Genomic DNA, 20,034 nt, shown 5'->3' with positions numbered 1-20,034 from the left:
TAAAATCCTTTTATTATATGTCTAATTTAAAAATATAAATCCAATGTTTAGTAGTTCCTGCCAAAAATTGCAGGTACCTTAATTTTAAATGAAAAAGCATAAAAATATTTATCTTTGATACTATACAGAGTTTTAGTTTCACTACAAGAAAGGAAAATTAAAAACATCTAGACTAGCTAGATGTTTTTAAAAAAGAATAATTAAATCTCTTATAGTTTGTAATGTAATTCTACAATTTCCTTTAAAGTTTCAAGAGGTAATCCACCTGTTTCTAACATTAGATTTAATAGTTCTTTAATGTTTGCCTTATCTTCGACAGTAACAAAATCTTTTCTTGAAAGTCCCTTTGATTGACGTACTCTGTCATATAGCTTCAACATAGCTTCTTTACCAGCATTATATGATGTTGCTTGTCCGGGTAGGTTTAGATAACGTTTTGATTCTGATGTAATATCACCAATTCCTAATGCTGAGTTAGCATGTAGGAAGTTTCTAACATCTTGAATTGATGCACCGGCAGGTAAATCTTCTTTTCCTTCAATTCTTCCATGGTATGCAGGATCGACAGCACGTCTCATGTTACGTAATTGAGCTTCATTTAAAGCACCAAAATATTGCAACATATTAGCTAATTCAACAGCTCTTAGAGTGTGTTCTTCATCGCTTGAGTTATTTTTGCCTTCTGATGCAACTAAACTTCAATATACACCACCATGTAATTCCTTCATTCCTTTAATTTCTGCAGCAGTTACAGCTGATTCATCTTGCGATATTGCTGAAGAAACAAAGCTTGTAATTCCATTTGAATGTTTAAAACTTACTGGGAAAGCGTAATAGTCTTCGCTGTCAAAGTCAGGAGTTCCGTATAGTCCTGATTCAATTCCGAATCATTCCATAAATAAAGCTCAACCTTCTGCATATGAAGTGTAATCAAAGATATTTCCAACAGTTAATCCATCAATAGTTTTTAAAAACTCTTTAGCGTAATAGATTTGGTTGTGGTGTCCCATAACACTTTCGTGGTTAGCAAAAGAAGTTACTGATCATTTTGGTAAGCTGTAGTATGGATCGACATTAAATGTAAATGCACCAAATCCATCTTTTTCAACTTGTGCATTACCATTATATGCACCAACACCTTCTTCAGCACGTCTTTTATATTCATATGAAGTGATTCCGTATCTTGGAACACTCTTAGGGAAATATGAATATCCATGATCAATTGTAGTATCTCTAAATTCATGGTAACCCTTGAATGCTTCTAGTGCTCCATAGTAGAATTGTTCATTTGTAATCGAACCATATTTGGTTTTATTTGTCTTTAAGAAGTCATATCCTAATCTTTTTAGATTTTTTCTTGCATCCTCTAATTTAGGATCATTTGCTAAATCTTGTTTTTTAGCTTCTGTGTAATATGAAGCATCTTCACGGCCAAAGAAGAATTGTTCTTGGTTTAATCACTTGTAGAAATCAGAAATATTGATTTCACCATTAGCATCTCTAATTTTTAATTTAACTTCTTCAACTGGATTTGGTCCAAGACCATCAGCATCATACTTAATTGTTGGAGCTCATACACCTTTGTCTTTTCCAGTAATTAATTTAGCAACTGCAGCGGCTGTCAATTTCATATTTTTAGCAGCTGTTGTCGTTGTTTCATAACCTGAATTAAACACATCTTGGGCTGTATCATCTGTAGTAGTAGAGAATTTTAAGATACCACTATAAACCTTATCTCCATTTGTTACACCTGGTTTTCCTACGATAGAATTTAAACCAACATTCTTAGCATTTAGGTCTTTTTCAGTTAAACCAACACCATAAACTGTTTTAACATCATTGCCATCAAATACTTCAACGTGATTTTCTTTTTCGTTGATTTTATTTGTTTTATATAGTTTTAATTCATCTAGATTTTCACCCAAACCTGATTTAGAAGCCTTGTAATATTCATCAGCATAGAATTTGTGGAATTTCACTAATTCTGGGCTTGATTTAGCTAATTCTTCATTTTTTGCAATAAGGTCAGTAACTTTTATTTCATCATCAGATCCTTTTAAAAATTCTGCCAATTGCTCTTGGTAAAAATTAGATAAAATTGATCTTACATTATTTTTGATAACCACTTTTGATAAAACAACATCAGATTCAATTCCTTCTTTAAGATTCTTTTGAACCTTTGGAGCTCTCGCATTATCAATTGCACTAATTGTGTCATAAAAAGCATTGATAGGATATGCTGAAGATAGACCTGATTCTAATCAGACACCAAGTAAACGGCTTTCTGATGCATAAACTGTTTTAGCTATTTCTCATTCATATTTTAATCCGCTTACTCATGCTGTTGAGGCAGTGTTTAGGTTTCTTGAATTAATTTTCGAAAATGTATTAATTCAATCTTGATAGAACTTAATAATTTCTTGAGCATTTTCCTTGCTTGGATAATTTATATCTAAATCATCTCTAGAAGCAAGTTTTGCTAAATCTCTTTGAAATTTTTTGTATGACAATACTACATATTCGGCTGTATTTTTTAAGGTACCTTCATAGTATCTCAAATCACCTTCTTCAGCAATTTTTGCTAATATAGGTAAAATTTTAGATTCAATATTTTCTTGATATTGATCGTCAAGTTGAGCACGTTCTGCTTCAGCATTTCTAATTTCTTGTTCTAATTTTGCTTTAGTTGTTTCATCAGCATTTTGGCTTTTTTGTGTTAAGTCTGCAATTTGAGCATCCTTAGCATCGATTTTAGCTTTTAAAGCCTTATTTGCTTCATCTTCAACAGCTGCTTTCTTAGCTTCTACATATTCTTTCTCATATCTTTGATTCTTTTGAGTTTCTCTTTTAAATCATGAAATTTGAGCGCCATATGGAATTATTGTAACTACTGTAGGTACTAAAACAATACCGCCTACAATACCACTAATAATTAGGGCTTTTTTTGTTTTTGGAGTCATATATATACTTATCCTTAAATTTAGTTTATTAATTTATCATTTAATAAAATTTTTTACCTTTTGATAAAGTTTAAAAAATAAAGATTTGTGTGTCCACAATAGATACACATTTTTTATTATATTACATTTGCCTTTAGTTTACATAATTAGAGGAAAAAATGGACCAAAAAAAGTCAAATATCAATCTTTTTAAGATATTTTATAATTTAACACCTCAATCAACCGAAATGATTTAGCATCATTTGTTTTATTATAAAATTTATATAAGTAAAAATATATTTTTTTATTATTATAGAGGTAATGTATGGAAAATCAAAAAAAAGTAATATTAACAGTAATTGATGGTTTGGGCCTTAGAAATGAAAGACAAGGAAATGCTTTTGCACAGGCTTATCATCCAATATTTGATTATTTGTTTGCAATGTGTCCTAATTCTGTTTTGCAAGCATCTGGAGAATATGTAGGCCTTCCGAAGGGTCAAATTGGGAATTCAGAAGTCGGCCATCTAAACATCGGGGCAGGAAGAATTGTATATACTGGTTTATCATTGATTAATAGAGCAATAGAGACTGGTGATTTTGAAAAAAACGAGGTAATAAATAAATTAATTGATAATTCAATAGCAAACAATACCACTTTGCATTTAATGGGCTTGCTAAGTAATGGCGGTGTACATTCATTAGATAACCATTTATTTGAAATTATAAAACTTGCCAACCACAAGGGACTTAAAAAAGTTTCAATTCATATTTTTGGTGATGGTCGAGATGTCAAGCCACAATCAATTAATGATTCATTGATAATACTTAAAAAATTATCAGAAGATTTCAATTATCCGATTTCAAGCATTTCGGGGCGCTTTTATGCTATGGACCGTGACCAAATATTCGAAAGAAATGAATTGGCACTTGAAGCGATTCTTGGCAAATCGCCCATCAAGTATAAAGATATTAATAAGTATATAAACGAACAATATAATCAAGGAATTTATGACGAGTTTTTCTACCCTGCACAAAACCAAAATGGCTTATTTTTAAAAGAAAATGATAATGTTTTTTTCTTTAATTTTAGACCAGATCGTGCTAGACAACTTAGTCATCTAATTTTAGATAGCAAACTATATGAATATAAACCTAAAAACAAAACAAAACCAAATCTATTTGCTTCTTTAATGAAATATGAGGGTATTAATTCCTTAGTCGCATTTAAAGAAATGCAAGTAGATAACCCGCTTGGAGAAGTGTTAGCCACCAACAATCTAAAACAACTAAGATTAGCAGAGACTCAAAAATATGCGCATGTGACCTTCTTTATGGATGGTGGAAAAGAAGTTATTTATAAAAATGAAGATAGAATTTTAGTAAATAGTATCAAAGCTGCAAGCTTTACTGATTATCCTCATATGTCAGCTAAAGAAATAACTGACGAATTGCTTGAAAAAATTAATGATTATGACTTTGTTATCATGAATTATGCTAATCCAGATATGGTGGGTCATACTGGGAATTTACAAGCAACAATAAAAGCAATTGAGTTTCTAGATGAACAATTTGAACGAATTCTTAAATTCGTGATAGCTAATCGTGATAAAGTAACATGATTCATAACTGCCGATCATGGAAATGCCGAAATAACTGAGGATGAAAATAATAAACCTGCAACAAAACATACAACAAGTCCGGTTTTATTTGTTTCAACTGATAAAAATATTGAATTAAAAAATGGGGCGCTTTGTGATGTTGCACCCACAATTCTTGAATATTTAAATATTCAGAAACCAAAGGAAATGACAGGACAATCATTGCTAAAGAAGTTTTAATTAAATTTATAAAAGTAATATAAGTGTCAATTCTTAATCAAATTGCAATATTTTTTATAGTTAAAAATTCTTATTAAACTTATGATATCAAATTTATTTTTTAAGACCTAAAAATTTAAACCAGTAATCAGGAAAATTAGCAAAGTGTGACACTTTGCTATTATTTTTTTGTCAATCTATATATTTTGAAAAAAATTAAATAGCAATATATTTTTAAATTAACCTTACGGCCCTTATTTTTTAAATTTATTCATATTTGGATTGGTTAATTGTGCTTTTAAACATTGATTTTAAATGGTTCATTTCTTCTTTTAAACCTGATGTATTTAATTTAAATTTTTCTAAATTTCTGATCAAGTAATTAAACTTGTTCGTAAATGTCGAAACTACTGACTTATGCCTTAAGACTATCAAACTCAATTTATAAGCCAAATCGTCTCAAATGTCAAGATTTTTACCTAATTAAAAATCTTTTGTGAGTTAATCACTGTTTGCTTTGTAACGATTTTCCGGAGTTTTAAAACAATATTCACAACTTGAGTTCATACAAAATAAAACTTTTATTTTCTTTGAAAAATTAACTCTATTGCCGTTAGTATCAACTGGAGCATAATATTCGTTTAGATACTTAACTGCACCAAAATGAGTTTTGTTTTTAAAATGATAATCAACATACCAACCAGGATCGCCTTCAGTTATTTTTCTAAAACAGTTTTTATTGCTATTTCTTTTTAATTTTGGGGATATAGAATTAAAGTAATCTATTAATTGGTCTTCAATTTTACTAATTTCTGTTCAATGTTTTATATTCTTTATTTTAAAGCATATGGGATAACTTAATTGAGCAGTTTTAAAAGGCCTTTCAACACTACTATTTATTGCATAATAAAATATTCTTCCTGGAATCGTACTATTTAAAATATTTTTTAACGTTTCTTTTAGCTTCCTTTCTAGTTGCTTTGTGCAAGTGCTCTGTTTCATAACCCCTTTTTAAGGTGCGTCTGTAAAGCGTTTTAAAAGACATTATTGAACCCTTTGTTCTATAATAAATTGTTATAGTAACATTTCTAGTTCTATCTGTAGGTTGTTCAAAAACAAAAGAACTAAAATCTCTGATTTTTTCAATTTCAGAATCTACTAGATCAGCACTAAACTTTTGTCTATATTTATTTCCTTTATTTTTGTGTGAGACATTAAATGTCCCACTAAAATTTATAAATTTTTTAATTTTAGAAACTGTAAAACGGCTAACTTCGTGTTTTATGGCGATTTGGTTTATTTTTATTTTTTCATTAGTTATATCGATATAAATACTTTTTCTTTTTTTCTCAAAATCTGTTAAATTCTGGATTTCTATTTTTTTATATTTCTCGTTACCTCCTATAGTGATTTTAAACTATAGAATGTTGCAAAATAATTGAGAATTTACATGATCAAAACGCGTTTTCGATATGTCAATATCTAAAGAAATTTATTATAATTATATTACCATGAATAATGCAAAGAAAACTTTAAATGCATTTTCTTTCCCTAATCCTCTTTTAATAAGATTGAGAGAGAGAGAGAGAGAGAGCAGACTCTTAATAAATAATTTAACAATAAATTAACACCTAACTATTAGGTGTATTTTTGCGTATTTTCATGGAGAAGGCAAATATATGACACAAAACAAAATAAATATAGATAGTATAACAATTAGAAATTTATTTCAAAATGCTTCTAAAGAACATAATTTTTTAATACCTGAATATCAAAGACCATATTCATGAGGAGAAGAACAAACCGAAAAATTATTCAGTGATTTATGAGAATTTTACAAAATTATACTTAAAGAGCCAAATTCAAAAGAACAGTATTTTTTAGGTTCAATTGTTTTCTTTGAAAACGAGGATGGAAAATGAGAAATTATCGACGGACAACAACGTATAACAACCATTTTTCTACTTTTAAGAGCAATTCTTAAAAAATGTGAGAACACTAATAGTGAAAATACTAAAAATTTAGCAAAAGAAATTGAAGAATGTATTTGACATATTTCAAATGATTATAAAAAAATAATTGATAGAAATTCAATGTCCATTCAAAATGTTTCAGTAATGCAAAGTAATTTAGAAGATTTTGAGAATATCATCAAAAGTGGTGAATATAACAAAAAAAGCAAAAGTAATTATTCGAAAAACTATGCAAAATTAATAGAGTTGATTGAAGAAAAAGCAAAAAATGAAATTGAGGGGATATTTAACTTTTTTAATACCATATTAGAAAAAACCCTTATCTTAACTGTATCTTCGCAATCTCAACAATCTGCTATGACGGTTTTTGAAACTCTTAATAATAGAGGGGTTCCTCTTTCTGATGCCGATATTTTTAAAGCTAAGATATATAACCTATTAAAAGATAAAAATGAAAAAGATAAATTCATAGAACAATGAAAAGAATTAGAATATGATTGTGTTTCAATGAATAAGACATTAAATGATATTTTTTCATACTATATGTTCTATTTAAGGGCAGAAGAAGAAGATATCGACAGTACCACACCAGGAATAAGAAAATACATATTAAAATATCTAGAACAAAATAACATTGATGATATTTTTAACAAAATGATAGAAACTATTAAAAATATTATTTCATTTCTAAAAATGGTGAATAACTTAAATGAAGAAAAAGACTTAAACTCGAAGATTAAACAACAACTAGATATTATTTTTTCTTTCTCTAATGATTTTGGTAAATACCCAGCTTTAATATATTATTTAAAAAATAAAGACAAAATTGATAATGATGATACAAGTGAATATCTTGAGTTATTAATAAAATTAAGAAATAGAATTGTCACAAGATATTTAGTAATTCCTTCAATAAACGATATTAAACACGGCATTTTGTTACTAAATAAAAGCATAATAAAAGGCCATGAGTTTGATTTTTCTAAATTAGAAAAAAAAGATTCAGATGATGTGATGGAAAAAATCAAAAGTCCAAATGTAAAAATCATAAGCATGATTATAAAAATGTTTGAATATTCACAAAACGATCAAGAAGAGATGGATATATTGCCAGCCAAATGAGAAATAGAACATATTTTACCCAAATCTCATGCACAATTCGATAAAGAAAATAAAGAATTATATGAACAAATTGGAAACATAATTCCTTTAGACAAAAGGCGTAATATTAGAGCTTCTGATGATTGATTTAAGTCTAAAAAAGAGATATATAAAAAGGCGACAAAATTTAGATCTGCAATACAAATCTCACAACTTGAAAATGATTATTGAACAATAAATGATATCAAAAAAAGAAATGACGAATTAGTTAAAAGATTTAAAGAAATAACAAAGGATTAATATGAATGATGATATTTATAAAAGAACATTAAAAAATATAGAAAAATACATTGAAAAATAAACATAATTAATAGGAGAAATATGAATAATAAAATAAAACTTTATTTTGGTTTATCATTACCCTTTGCCATATTAGCATATATATTGTACTTGGTTTCGACTGGATATTATTATGTGGTAAAAGATGTAGATTTTTCTTTTTTATCAATATTGATACCAAAAGTATATCCAGACGGAGCAGGAATAACAATATTACTATTTGCAATTTTGTTTAATATTGGATCATTTATCTTGGCTATTTTATTAACATTAGAATTAAAGAAAATTGATTCGATGAAGATAAAAAACAAATATATTCTCTCAAAAATATTTGTATTCACCACACCTTTTTTATCAATATTATTTCTATTGCTTATAGCTTTCTTTGGTATTTTTGTTTTTGCGATATATTTATCAGCCAAAAATCGCACCAAATTAGCGAAAGAAAAATTAAAAGTGTTACAAGAAAAAATTAGATTAATAAAAGATGAATCTTTAAGAAAAAAACTAGAAGCCGATGCAGGAAAATCTTATGGGTCTAATATATTTAATGAAACAAAAATGAAGCAAGAATTAAAAGTTATCGAAAAAATAGTAGATGATGAATTAAAAAGACAAAACAATAATGTTTGATAGTATGGTCAAAAAATTACATTGGTTTAACTGGTGTAATTTTTTTTAAAGATTTAATAAATTATGAATAATTTAAAACCATAAAGTACCATAATTTTAAGTTCTATAAATTGCTGTTAATTCTTAATCAAATTGCAACATTTTTATAGTTTAAAAATGTTTATTAAATTTATGATATCAAATTTATTTTTTAAGCTTTATTCATATTTTGATTGGTTGGCAAACCATTTTTTTCAAACCCGCTTTTGCAGACAATAAAATAAAATTAAAAATCTACTTAAAAAGTATTCAGATAGGTCATTATCCACTTGTTTAATTGTGCTTTTAAACATTGATTTTAGGTGGCTCATTTCTTCCTTTAAACCTGATGTATTTAATTTAAATTTTTCTAAATTTCTAATCAAGTAATTAAACTTATCCGTAAATGTCGAAACTACTGACTTATGCGTTACGACTATCAAACTCAATTTATAAGCCAAAACGTCTCAAACGTCAAGATTTTTACCTAATTAAAATCCTTTGTGAGTTAAAGTTAGATAAATCATTGCTTGCTTTGTAACGGTTTTCTGGAGTTTTTAAAAAAATATTCACCACTTGAGTTCATACGAAATAAAACTTTTATTTTCTTTGAAAAATTAACTCTATTGCCGTTATATCAACTGGGCCATAATATTCGTTTGGGTGCTTCACTGCGCCTGAATGAGTTTTGTTTTTAAAATAATAATCAACATACCAACCAGGATCGCCTTCAGTTATTTTTCTAAAACAGTTTTTATTGCTATTTCTTTTTAATTTTGGAGATATAGAATTAAAGTAATCTATTAAATGGTCTTAAATTTTACTAATTTCTGTTCAATGTTTTATATTCTTTATTTTAAAGCATATGGGATAACTTAATTGAGCAGTTTTAAAAGGCCTTTCAACACTACTATTTATTGCATAATAAAATATTGTTTCTGGAATTGTACTATTTAAAATATTTTTTGCGTTTCTTTTAGCTTCTTTTCTAGTTGCTTTGTGTAAGTGCTCTGTTGCATACCCCTTTTTAAAAGTGGGTCTGTAAGAGTTTTAAAAGACATTATTGACCCTTTTGTTCTATAATAAACTGCCATAGTAACATTTCTAGTTCTATCTGTAGGTTGATCAAAAACAAAGGAACTAAAATCTCTGATTTTTTCAATTTTAGAATCTACAAAAATCATCACTAAACTTTTGTCTATTTTTATTTCCTTTATTTTTGTTTGAGACATTAAATGTCCCGTCAAAAATTTATAGATCTTTAATTTTTTAGAAACTGTAAAACGGCTAACTTCGTGTTCTATAGCGATTTGGTTTATTTTTATTTTTTCATTAGTCATATCGATATAAATACCTTTTCTTTTTTTCTCAAAATCTGTTAAATTCTGGATTTCTATTTTTTTATATTTCACATTACCTCCTATAATTATTTTAAACTATAGAATGTTGCAAAATAATTGAGAATTCACAAAAAATCATTTTAATATAATGCTTAAAAAGCAAAATTATATTGAGCTATAATTAAATTTATAAACTTATATTTATAAACAATAAAATGAGCGAAAAGTATTAGCAAGGAAAAAGATGTATTTTTGAATGTCATTTACTTTTTGAATATTTTCATTGCTAACTTATATACTTTTACGGTTATATTCTGTTTACATTGATAAAAAATTTTTTTCATATTTATGTTTATTTTTCATCCTATATTGTTATATTGAAATTGTATTACAATAGCAATACTAACTTATGCAATTATATTAAGTGTCACTTCATTGATTTTTGCTATTATTGTAGCCTCCCGCTCTGATTACAAAATAAAATATTATGTCAATATACATCATCACTATTATATTCACGTCGATGCTATTAACAATGTTAGTATTTAGTGTATTACTTTTAATATTATTTTTTTATTATGAGTGTTTTTTAAATAAAGTCGAATAGTAACATAATTATCAAAAATATTAATTGCTATTTTTCAGTTTTGAATGTTATTGTCGCAAATTAAAATATATAAATCAATTACTTTTTAAATTAATTATTGTAAATTTAATAAATAACAAAAATATTTAGGTACAATGCCTAAATATTTTGCTTTAATTGACTTATTTTAGAGTATTTTTTCTTTAAAACCGTGACTATTATTTGAAGATACATATTTTAGTTTTAGATTCACTAAACCGTCTTCGTCTTCAGACTTTGATAATTTCTTCTCAATTAGTTCTCTATTTTTAAAAATAATATTTGATATTGCTTTTACTAAATCGGTTTCTAAAAATAAAATAAGTGAACGAGCCCCCATCGAATCATCAATATTGTTAGCTACTAATGAATAATATTCTTCAATCGAATCATCGAATATTAATTTTATGTTTTTTTCTTTTAATAAAAATTCTTTTATTTTCTTGATTTTAGATTTTATAATGTCAAGTTTAATTTCTAATGAGCTAATTTTATTAAAAGGAATTATGTTTGGTATACCAATTCTATTCAAAATCTCCGGTCTTTTTAGCTCATCTCTAAAATATTTTTTAACTTCTGAAATAAAATGCTCTTGAATTTTTTTACCGTCCTCATCTTTAGGCATTGTAGACGCACCTATATTTGAAGTAAAAATAATAAATGTTTCCGAAAAATCAACTAGTTCTCCTTTAGAAGAAGTCAATCTGCCATCTTCTAAAATCTGTAAGAATTTATCAAAAATTTTTGAATTAGCTTTTTCTATTTCATCAAATAATAAAATAGAAAACGGTTTTTGTAAAACAGCATTAGTAAGCGTCCCTCCCGCTTCATAACCTATATAACCTGGAGCAGCTCCTAAAAGTTTTTGATCAGATTCTTCATGGTTATATTCTGACATATCAAATCTAATTATTTGATTTGGGTCATTAAAAATAAATTCAGATAAGGCTTTTGCTGATTCGGTTTTGCCAACACCTGTAGGCCCTGCAAAAAATAAAATTCCTTTTGGTTTTGAATTTTTCTGAATGTCAGAGGTTTGCAAAATGCCTTGTAATCCTACCCGACTTCTAATTAGTGTGTCTTTTATTTTAATGCCAACATGAGATTGGCCTTTGACTTTATTGTCAAAATCTTCTAAGAATTTGTTCAAATTTTCAGCATTAATTTTTTCTCATTCCGATTCTTTCTTTTCAAAAAAACACAGTCTATATAGTTCTTTAAAATCTTTTATACTATCAAGTTTGTTAGAAAATACTTCAAGTTGAAATAATTCTCTAAAAGTTAGTCCATTAGTTATTGCACTTGCGTCACTAATTTCTTTTTTAGTTATTAATTTATTATCAAGTTTTTTAAATAAAGATCCTCTTATGTTAAAAAAAGATTTTCTTTCATCTAATGAAGGATTAGGAATTGTTAGAGAAGTTATTTCTTGATTATTGTTAAAAAGTATCGAATTAAATATCTGATCGTTTTTTATCAAAATTATTAATTTAAAATTTGAAGGTTTAATCTTATGCGTTATCTGGTTAATTTCATTAGTAAACATATCAATCAATGAATTTAATTTAGCAATATCTAATTGAGTGTTTTTATCACTATAAATAGATTCAGCTAAATCTAAGATAAATAAATTTTGTGATGCAATACCATCATTATTAATTTTTTCAATTATTAAGTTTTTTAATTTTGAATTAATATCTTCATTTTTACCATTATCATTACTATCAATATTTACAAAATCAAATATTTCTGATTTTTCAATACCATCAAAAGTTTCTCAAAGATCGTTTTTATTATCTTTATTTTTAAAAATTTTTATGTTACCATGAACTATTTCACTTTTCATTTCTCAATTAGAATTGTAAAGATATATATTATCAATACAAAGATTTTTATCTTGGTATAAATAGTGTAATAAATATTGATTAAAGGTTAAAAAATCTAAATTAGAAAATTCAGTAAGCAATTCTAAATATTCACTTTTTAATAGATTCTTATTTATGCTATCTAAAGAGGGTTTTTTAATTGGTAAATTCAATACTTTTGGCGATAAAAACTCAGAAGTATTCCCCTTCAAAATTACTATATTTTTGTTTAGTAACTTAAATTTTAATTGCGTTGTAATTGCTTCTTTTAAATTCATAATTAATTACCTCATCTTTTTATTTTTTCCTTTGCGCTATATTTAGGTTTAGTTGCAACAAAAGTTCTATTCATGGTATATTTAACAATATTCATATTCGAATTTTTAGTTATATATTCAAGCATCTGATTAGCCGTTTTAGAACATACATGCCTTTTATAATCGCCAATTTGATATTCAACTGTTCCATCTGGCGAAACATTAAATATCACTTGCTCTTCTAAATCATTTTCTAAAAGATAAATTACGCCAAGCTTTTCATTAACAACTTTTATTTGCTTTCCGGCTAATTTATACTTTTCTTCAGTCATTAAAAACTCAATAAATGGTTTTGCTATTTTAGCGGCTTTCAATATCGAATTATTTTTTTCTTTAAATCAAATTTTAAAATCATCAATATCTTTTTTAGTTGTAATTATTTTTATCTTATCTTCAAAATATTGTTTTAATTCGTTATTTTTAATTTTGCTTATTTTTGCATAAATATTATTCTTGAAGCTTCTTAATTCTTCAATAGAAGCTTTAGCATTCATTAGTTCATTAATTTTTAAATTAAGATTATCTTCAGTTAACTCTAAATCACTATTTATAATCAAATCTCTTGCTTCATAAGCTAATTTTCCAAATTCATATACATAATGGTTAAAATTTTTTATCGAAATTGAGTTATCAATTTTTCTGTAATCAACTGTATCAATTATATTCAATAATAATTTATTGATTTTGTCATATTCTAATTCGTATAAACTTAATCCTTTGTATGAATTTAAATCCACTTCAACTTTTTGGTTAATATTTGATTTTACATTCTTAATTTGTTTAATAGCTTCTTTTATTAAACCATTGTTTTGATATTCATTAGATAAAAGCATATTATTTAGTAGTTCAGTATTTTTATCACAAATATTTTCTAATTCTCGTTTTTCTAATTGACTTAAATTCAATGTTACGGTTGCTATATGGCTCATTATTTATTAACCTCGAATTGTTTTATATATTCACTAATTTCATCTAACTTATTATTTTCGGCTATTACTTCTTCATTACTAATTTTAAAAATATACTCAGCCGTAGTTGTGTCTTTTCTAAAAGAATGGGCATAGTTATTAGATAAATATTTGTAATATTCAGCGAGTTTTAGATCTATTTTTTCTAATGACTTTGTAAATGTTGTTTTACTATTTTTTTTAAATTTTTCAAGTCTTTGTCTGATTGATACAGCTTTAGAAATTAAGTTATTTCTAATATATTCTAAAGAGTTTTTTATTTCTTCCTCTTTTTTAAAAATATATTCATTAATGTAATCTAAACAGTCAATAGCCAATAAACCTTTATATACTTCTTTTTTCTTGAAATTTTCTAAATAATTTAATTTAACTGAAGCCTCAATGTCCGAATCAATTTGTTTATTTAAATCTTCAAAATCGCCAGAAATATGATTTTTTAAATCGTTATAAAATAGTGTTTCTTTAAATTTATTGTCTTTATATAAATCAAACATATGATGGTTATTTACATGTTTTTTAAAAATTTCTCTAAGCATATTGTTATTTCATGAAGATACAAAGTTAAAAATATCCAGATTGTCTGAATTAATATTGTATTTACTAATAATGTTTTTAAAAATAAGTTCGCCATTATTTAAAATGCTCATGAATTTATCTAAATCATCGCTAGTTTTAATAGTATTTAAAACATCTAAAAACACATTATTAGAAAATAGTTGAGTAATTTCTTTGAATCAATCTTTAGTTTTAAAATTACTTAAAAATGTTCAAATCTTTAAAATTAATTCAAAATTAGAGTTAGATTTTTCTTTAACGTCTTTTAAAAATTCGTCTAGATATTTTTCTAAAGCAGAAGCCATAATATCAGTGGGTGATATTTTTTTATCATAAATATCTTCAAGTAACTTAAGGTATTTTGATTCGGGTATTTCAGTTGGAATAAAAAAGTCTACTGCACTTTCTTCAACTTCATTATCATCAATTTTTACATCAACTATTATTTTGTTTATGTCAAATATTTTTTTATCTAATATCAAAAACTTTTCATTATTTTTTCCTTCAACAATATTATTTTGATTGAAAGATTTTTTTACCATTCATTTATTAATATCGAATTCTTTTATATCTAATTTTTCAGAGCTATCTTTAATTTGAAAATTACTCAAAAAAGTATTATTTGGGAATATAGACTCATGTAACAATTTACGATTATTCAGTTCATCAATTAAATCACTCTTTATAAAATCTTCCATAAAGTAATTTTGAGCAATATTCATTGGTCTTATATTAATAGAAATAATAGTTGATGAATTGTCAATATAAAAGGGATAATCAGATTCAAAAAATGCTACCTTAATATCATTACTATTTTCAACACTTTTTTTCAATATTAATTTTGAGTCATCTTTTTCAAAATCATATTCAAGTTCAGAAACTTTTTGTTCAATTTCTTTCGATTCATTTTTATCAAAGCCTTCAAAAGAGCAGCCATTTCAAGCCTTATCTATATTTTTAGTGTTAAAGTATTTATCATAATTCTCCGATAAAAACTTACTCTTAATATAGAAAGTGAAGTTTTTTTTCATCACTCGGTCAGTTAAACTGTAAAACTTATTCATTTCAACATATTTTTCAATTTTTTTATTTATGTCAATGTTTTTAATATCCATTTCTAATAAATCAAAATCCTCAATGTTACTTTCAGAAGAATTAAAATTTATAGTTATTATATTTTTGTTATGCATATCCCTTAAAATCAATAGTCAAAATTTACGAATTAACACATCACTATTAATGTTATAAAACTCCTTAAATATGTCATTTACAGTAATATACTTATTTAATTTTTTAAATTCAATAAGCGGAATCAATATCAATTTATAATAATTTTCCATTTTTTCTATTTCACGATACGTAAATTCAACCCGTTTTTGAATAACCGGAAAATTAAGTTTAATTTTTATCTTATCATTCATTATATTCCTCTCCTATAAATTCTTCTGGGGTTACAAAAGAATCTTTGTTTTGCAAATAATGATTTATATATTTTTTCAATACAGTTAAGCCTTGGCTAGAATTTTTATAATATGAAAAATCACCGACAACAATTAAAATATTTTTTGTTCGACTAAAAGCAACGTTCAGTCTAGCTTCATCGTTTAAAAAGTTGGTATTACGTTTATTAGGAGTTTCCTCTGTTCCTTTATTTTCCGATCTCACTAAGTCAACAATAATAAATTCGCATTCTCTACCTTGAAAGTTATCAATCGTATCAATTACTATTGATCTCGTTGCAATATATTTAGTATATAAATCTGGATATTTAGATTGAATAATTCCTCTAATAACAATTGCCTGATTTCTAGTCAAAGCAATAACTCCGATTTTTGATTTTTCATTTTTAATATTTATTCCATTATTTTCTAAATCATTAATTAATTTTTGAATTATTTTAAATGTTACAATCGCATTATATTGATTCATTCTAGTGTCTAGTGTACTTTGATTAAATTTTTTAATAAATGAAATTGGTATAAAGCCATCTTCAATTAGCATATTGTGATCAAAATTATTAACAAGGTTAAATTTATTATCAAATTGTTTTATATCATTAATGTATTTTATTGGAAGAATGTAAGTATCTATCAAATTTAGCTTGCTAGTTATATTGCTATATTTTTTAAAATCGGCATTTTTGTTAAATGTTTTAAGTTCCTGATTTTTTTGTTTATATAAAACATTTATAAAATGACAAATTTCAGCCGGGAATCTATGTTGCATATCTAAAAATTCATAAGACAATGAATTGCCATTCGGCATATTCGTTAATTCTTTTATTTTTTCATTAAAATAAGGATATGCCAATGCATCATTAATTTTATTAACAATATCATTTTGCATTTTTTTATCAACATTATCTGGGCCAAGTTCTTTTTCTATCACTCAATTGTATAATTCTTCTGAAAAATCAACAGTAGGAGGTAATTGATAAGCATCACCGCATAAAATTGATTTACCTGATTGTAAACATCTATTTATTATTTCAAATAAATTTGATTTCGAAGTTTCATCCATGATTGTCAAATCAATTTTATAATCTGTTGTCAAGTCAACAAAATTGCCATTATGTTCAATTTCACTACTTGATGTAGTTGTCAAACCAAATAAATTAACTAATTCATTATCAAATAAAACATCCACTAATTTTTCATTTCAATAGAAACCTTCATATTGGTCTTTTAAGTCATTAAGTTCAATCGCAATGTTTAACTTGCTTTTTATTTTAGATAAAACTTCAGAATTACAAAAATTATTAGTATTTTTATTCTCCACTTCTTTTATATAGTTAGATATTTTTTCCAGCGAATCTATTCCTAATTTTTTTAGTTCTTTTCCAATTTTTAAATAGTCATATTTTTCTAAAATATCAATAATTTTCCTAGAGTTTTTTTTATCAGAAACACCGCCATCTTCTGACATGAAGAAATGATCTTCTAATGACTCTTCAAATTCTTCGATTTTCTTTCCATCTACTATTATTTTTCTAATAAATAGATTTCAGATTCTCATATTATTTTCTTTAACATCTTTATCAATATCATTGCATAATTCAAGTACTTTATTATTAGTTGAGTTAGCTTGATTCAATAAATTCTCTTCGGATATTAATGCTTTTATATAACGATTAGATAAATTTTCTTTTGAATAAGGATTTATATTATTTGCCCTATTTCCACTTGACACTTTTATTGCAAAAACATTAGGATTTATTGGACTTAATTTAGCAAATCTATCAAAAACATTATCAATAGCCTCATGTGTTGAAGAGGTTAGCATAATATTCTGATTTTTATATTGATAGTAATCAATTAAAGCTGATATCACTTGAGTTTTTCCAGTTCCTGGAGGACCTTGCAATAAGAATAATGCATCAGAAAAAATTGCTTTTTTAAAGGCCAAAGCTTGTTTTTCGTTCAAATTATATTTAGAGATAAAATTATTAATATCATCAACGGCTTTGCTATTTTCATCTATTTTCACCGTTAATGGCTCAATTAATGATGCTAAAAATGAAGGTTCTTTTATATAACCTTTAAATAAATTTTTAATAGAATTATGTGATCTGGTTATTATTGTCTTTTCGCCAATATTAATAGTTGATAATTGATATCTTTTTCAATTATTATTTTTAAAATAGGGTTCTATTTCAATTGATACATCATCTTTGGTTTTAGGGTCTATTTTTATCGATTTTACTCTTTTAACAAGATAGTTTTCATTATCAATTTTGTTTATCAAATTTTGATATTCTTTTTTAAGTAATTTTTGTTTGCTTATTTCTTCATTCTTGGAATTAATTTTCTTATTTAATTCATTTTGTTTATCTATTAATTTATTTTTTTCATTTATATATTCATAAATTATTTTTTCTTTTTCTTTGATTTTACTTTTAATTTCTTCTTTTTCTTTTTCAATAGTTTTAAGACTTTGTTTTTTTATTAAATCATCAGATAATATAGGTGCTTTTTTTCTAATTGAGATTTTATATTCATCGATTAAATTTTGAATATCTCTTATTCTGCCATTATATGTTTTAATATCTTTGTTAAAGTTATCTACGTTGATACTAATTTCTTGAATTTCTTTATTTATAGCATTAATATTTTCATCAATTTTTTCCACATTTTTATCGAAGTTGTAGCTTTTTAAATCTCTTTTTTGTCTATTTTTCAGCTCATTTTTATCTTCTGTTTTTTCTTCGTAAAACTTAAATGTTATTTTAAGCGAATCAAACAAACTTCCCCTTGAATGAATATCTGAAAGATTTCAGTCTTTTTTATGTCCCAAAACATTAAAATTATCTTTTTGAAATAAATATAAATAATTATTATCAAAATTAATAATATTGTCTTTTTCGTTTTGTTTTTTCTCTAAAATAATATCCTTATCTGACAAATTCAAGAAAAATGCAGCGTCAGAATTTTTCATATTGTTATAAAATTCTGAAAATAATCTAAAATATCTCTCAATATCATTCAATTTTAAAGAATCTTCATTTTTCTTAAAAATCGATTTAGTATTTTGCAAAACGCTTTTTATTATTTGTATTGATATTGATTTTGAATTATTACAAGTTGGCGAGTTACATTTGTTATCACTATCACATACAAATTGAATTCCATCAATTTTATTAAGTTTGCTATTAATTTTGCTAATTGCTAAATTATAATTGGAAATATTTATTCTTTGTAACTCGAAATTTATAATTGAGTTCTCAATATTATTCATTTCTCTAGTTATTGTTAACTTGAAAAATAGATTAATAGCGTTGCCATCAACTTCTATACCTTTAATTTTTAAATTTGACAAATCTTTAGTTTGGACTGCAACTAAAAAATTTTCATACTCTTTGTGAGTTAGCTTTTCGTCTTTCGAGATTCTAATAAGTTCGTCATATACGTCATTATCTTCTTTTAAATATACCCTAGAAAGACCACACGTATAAAAATTTAAATTTTCGCCTTCATTAAGAAATTTAAATAGTTTTTTATAATCTAATTTTTCTTTTGTATTTAATTTCTTACTTTCTAATTCTTTTTCTAATTGGTTTAAAATTGTTATTTTTTTGCCGCGAACTTCTCTTTTACCAAAAGTTAATTGAAAATCTTGTTTTCTCAATACGCCGTTAGCATTAATTAATTCTGCATGAGATATATCACATTTATTTAAAATGTTTAATATAAGTTTCATAACGCCCCTTTATATAGTTAAATTATTAGAATTCTTTAATGCTTTTTAATTGTTTAAAATCTTTATCATTAAATAAATAGATTATTGAAAACAACATTTCTATTCGATAGGAAAAAAGCCACTATATTTGTGGCAATATTATTCATTGACTTCCTTTTTTCTTAAATAGATTATAAGAGAGAGAGAGAGAGAGAATTCTAAAATTCATAGTATTTTAATTATAAATAAAAACTAGTATTCATATAAAAAAATACTAATTATAATCTAAATTTCTAAGTTTTAATATCAACCATAAAAATGAAATTATTTGTTAAAAATAAAAAATAAGCTTAACTTAATATTTAAA

General features: G+C 25.3%; 10 protein-coding genes. 3 read left to right on the top strand and 7 right to left on the bottom strand.

The features are described 5' to 3' along the window. Nucleotides 1-209: 209 nt before the first annotated feature. Nucleotides 210-2,960, bottom strand: coding sequence for a DUF885 family protein (locus tag ACSH4Z_RS00130; protein WP_438340609.1), 2,751 nt, complete (start codon nucleotides 2,958-2,960; stop codon nucleotides 210-212). 304 nt (nucleotides 2,961-3,264) lie between these two features. On the opposite strand from ACSH4Z_RS00130, the gene gpmI reads away from it, so the two are divergent. Continuing rightward, on the top strand, nucleotides 3,265-4,779 hold the full coding sequence (gene gpmI / locus ACSH4Z_RS00125) for a 2,3-bisphosphoglycerate-independent phosphoglycerate mutase (RefSeq protein WP_438340608.1): 1,515 nt from the start codon (nucleotides 3,265-3,267) through the stop codon (nucleotides 4,777-4,779). Between the two features lie 480 nt (nucleotides 4,780-5,259). Here the strand turns inward: gpmI and ACSH4Z_RS00120 are convergent, their stop codons facing one another. Then, complete coding sequence (locus tag ACSH4Z_RS00120) at nucleotides 5,260-5,760, bottom strand: hypothetical protein (RefSeq protein WP_438340607.1); 501 nt, start codon at nucleotides 5,758-5,760, stop codon at nucleotides 5,260-5,262. 677 nt (nucleotides 5,761-6,437) lie between these two features. On the opposite strand from ACSH4Z_RS00120, the gene ACSH4Z_RS00115 reads away from it, so the two are divergent. Together ACSH4Z_RS00115 and ACSH4Z_RS00110 are read left to right on the top strand one after the other, a co-directional pair. Further along, nucleotides 6,438-8,132 (top strand): DUF262 domain-containing protein, encoded by a 1,695-nt coding sequence (locus ACSH4Z_RS00115; RefSeq protein WP_438340606.1) that lies wholly within the window; start codon nucleotides 6,438-6,440, stop codon nucleotides 8,130-8,132. An 81-nt stretch (nucleotides 8,133-8,213) separates the two neighbouring features. Continuing rightward, complete coding sequence (locus tag ACSH4Z_RS00110; RefSeq protein WP_438340605.1) at nucleotides 8,214-8,807, top strand: hypothetical protein; 594 nt, start codon at nucleotides 8,214-8,216, stop codon at nucleotides 8,805-8,807. A gap of 968 nt (nucleotides 8,808-9,775) precedes the next feature. Here the strand turns inward: ACSH4Z_RS00110 and ACSH4Z_RS00105 are convergent. The 5 genes from ACSH4Z_RS00105 to ACSH4Z_RS00085 all read right to left on the bottom strand — a co-directional run bounded on the left by ACSH4Z_RS00105 (nucleotide 9,776) and on the right by ACSH4Z_RS00085 (nucleotide 19,688). Then, nucleotides 9,776-10,234, bottom strand: coding sequence for a hypothetical protein (locus ACSH4Z_RS00105; protein ID WP_438340604.1), 459 nt, complete (start codon nucleotides 10,232-10,234; stop codon nucleotides 9,776-9,778). Between the two features lie 701 nt (nucleotides 10,235-10,935). After that, a complete protein-coding gene (locus ACSH4Z_RS00100) occupies nucleotides 10,936-12,930 on the bottom strand; it encodes an AAA family ATPase (RefSeq protein ID WP_438340603.1) in 1,995 nt (664 codons plus the stop codon). A 2-nt stretch (nucleotides 12,931-12,932) separates the two neighbouring features. Further along, complete coding sequence (locus ACSH4Z_RS00095) at nucleotides 12,933-13,898, bottom strand: hypothetical protein (protein WP_438340602.1); 966 nt, start codon at nucleotides 13,896-13,898, stop codon at nucleotides 12,933-12,935. Beyond that, the gene (locus ACSH4Z_RS00090) at nucleotides 13,898-15,913 is read right to left on the bottom strand and encodes a hypothetical protein (protein ID WP_438340601.1); all 2,016 of its coding nucleotides are present in this window, start codon (nucleotides 15,911-15,913) and stop codon (nucleotides 13,898-13,900) included. Before ACSH4Z_RS00090 ends, ACSH4Z_RS00095 begins: the two co-directional genes overlap by 1 nt. Further along, nucleotides 15,903-19,688 carry an AAA domain-containing protein gene (locus ACSH4Z_RS00085; RefSeq protein ID WP_438340600.1) on the bottom strand — a complete coding sequence of 1,262 codons (3,786 nt, stop codon included), beginning with the start codon at nucleotides 19,686-19,688 and terminating at the stop codon, nucleotides 15,903-15,905. The genes ACSH4Z_RS00090 and ACSH4Z_RS00085 overlap by 11 nt, the downstream gene beginning before the upstream one ends. Between the last annotated feature and the right edge of the window lie 346 nt (nucleotides 19,689-20,034).

The sequence above is a fragment of the Mycoplasma sp. 125 genome (assembly GCF_051549845.1).
GTDB lineage: Bacteria > Bacillota_I > Bacilli_A > Mycoplasmatales > Metamycoplasmataceae > Metamycoplasma.
Note: the sequence above shows the minus strand (reverse complement) of the source record. Positions and strands in the feature narration are given on the sequence as shown.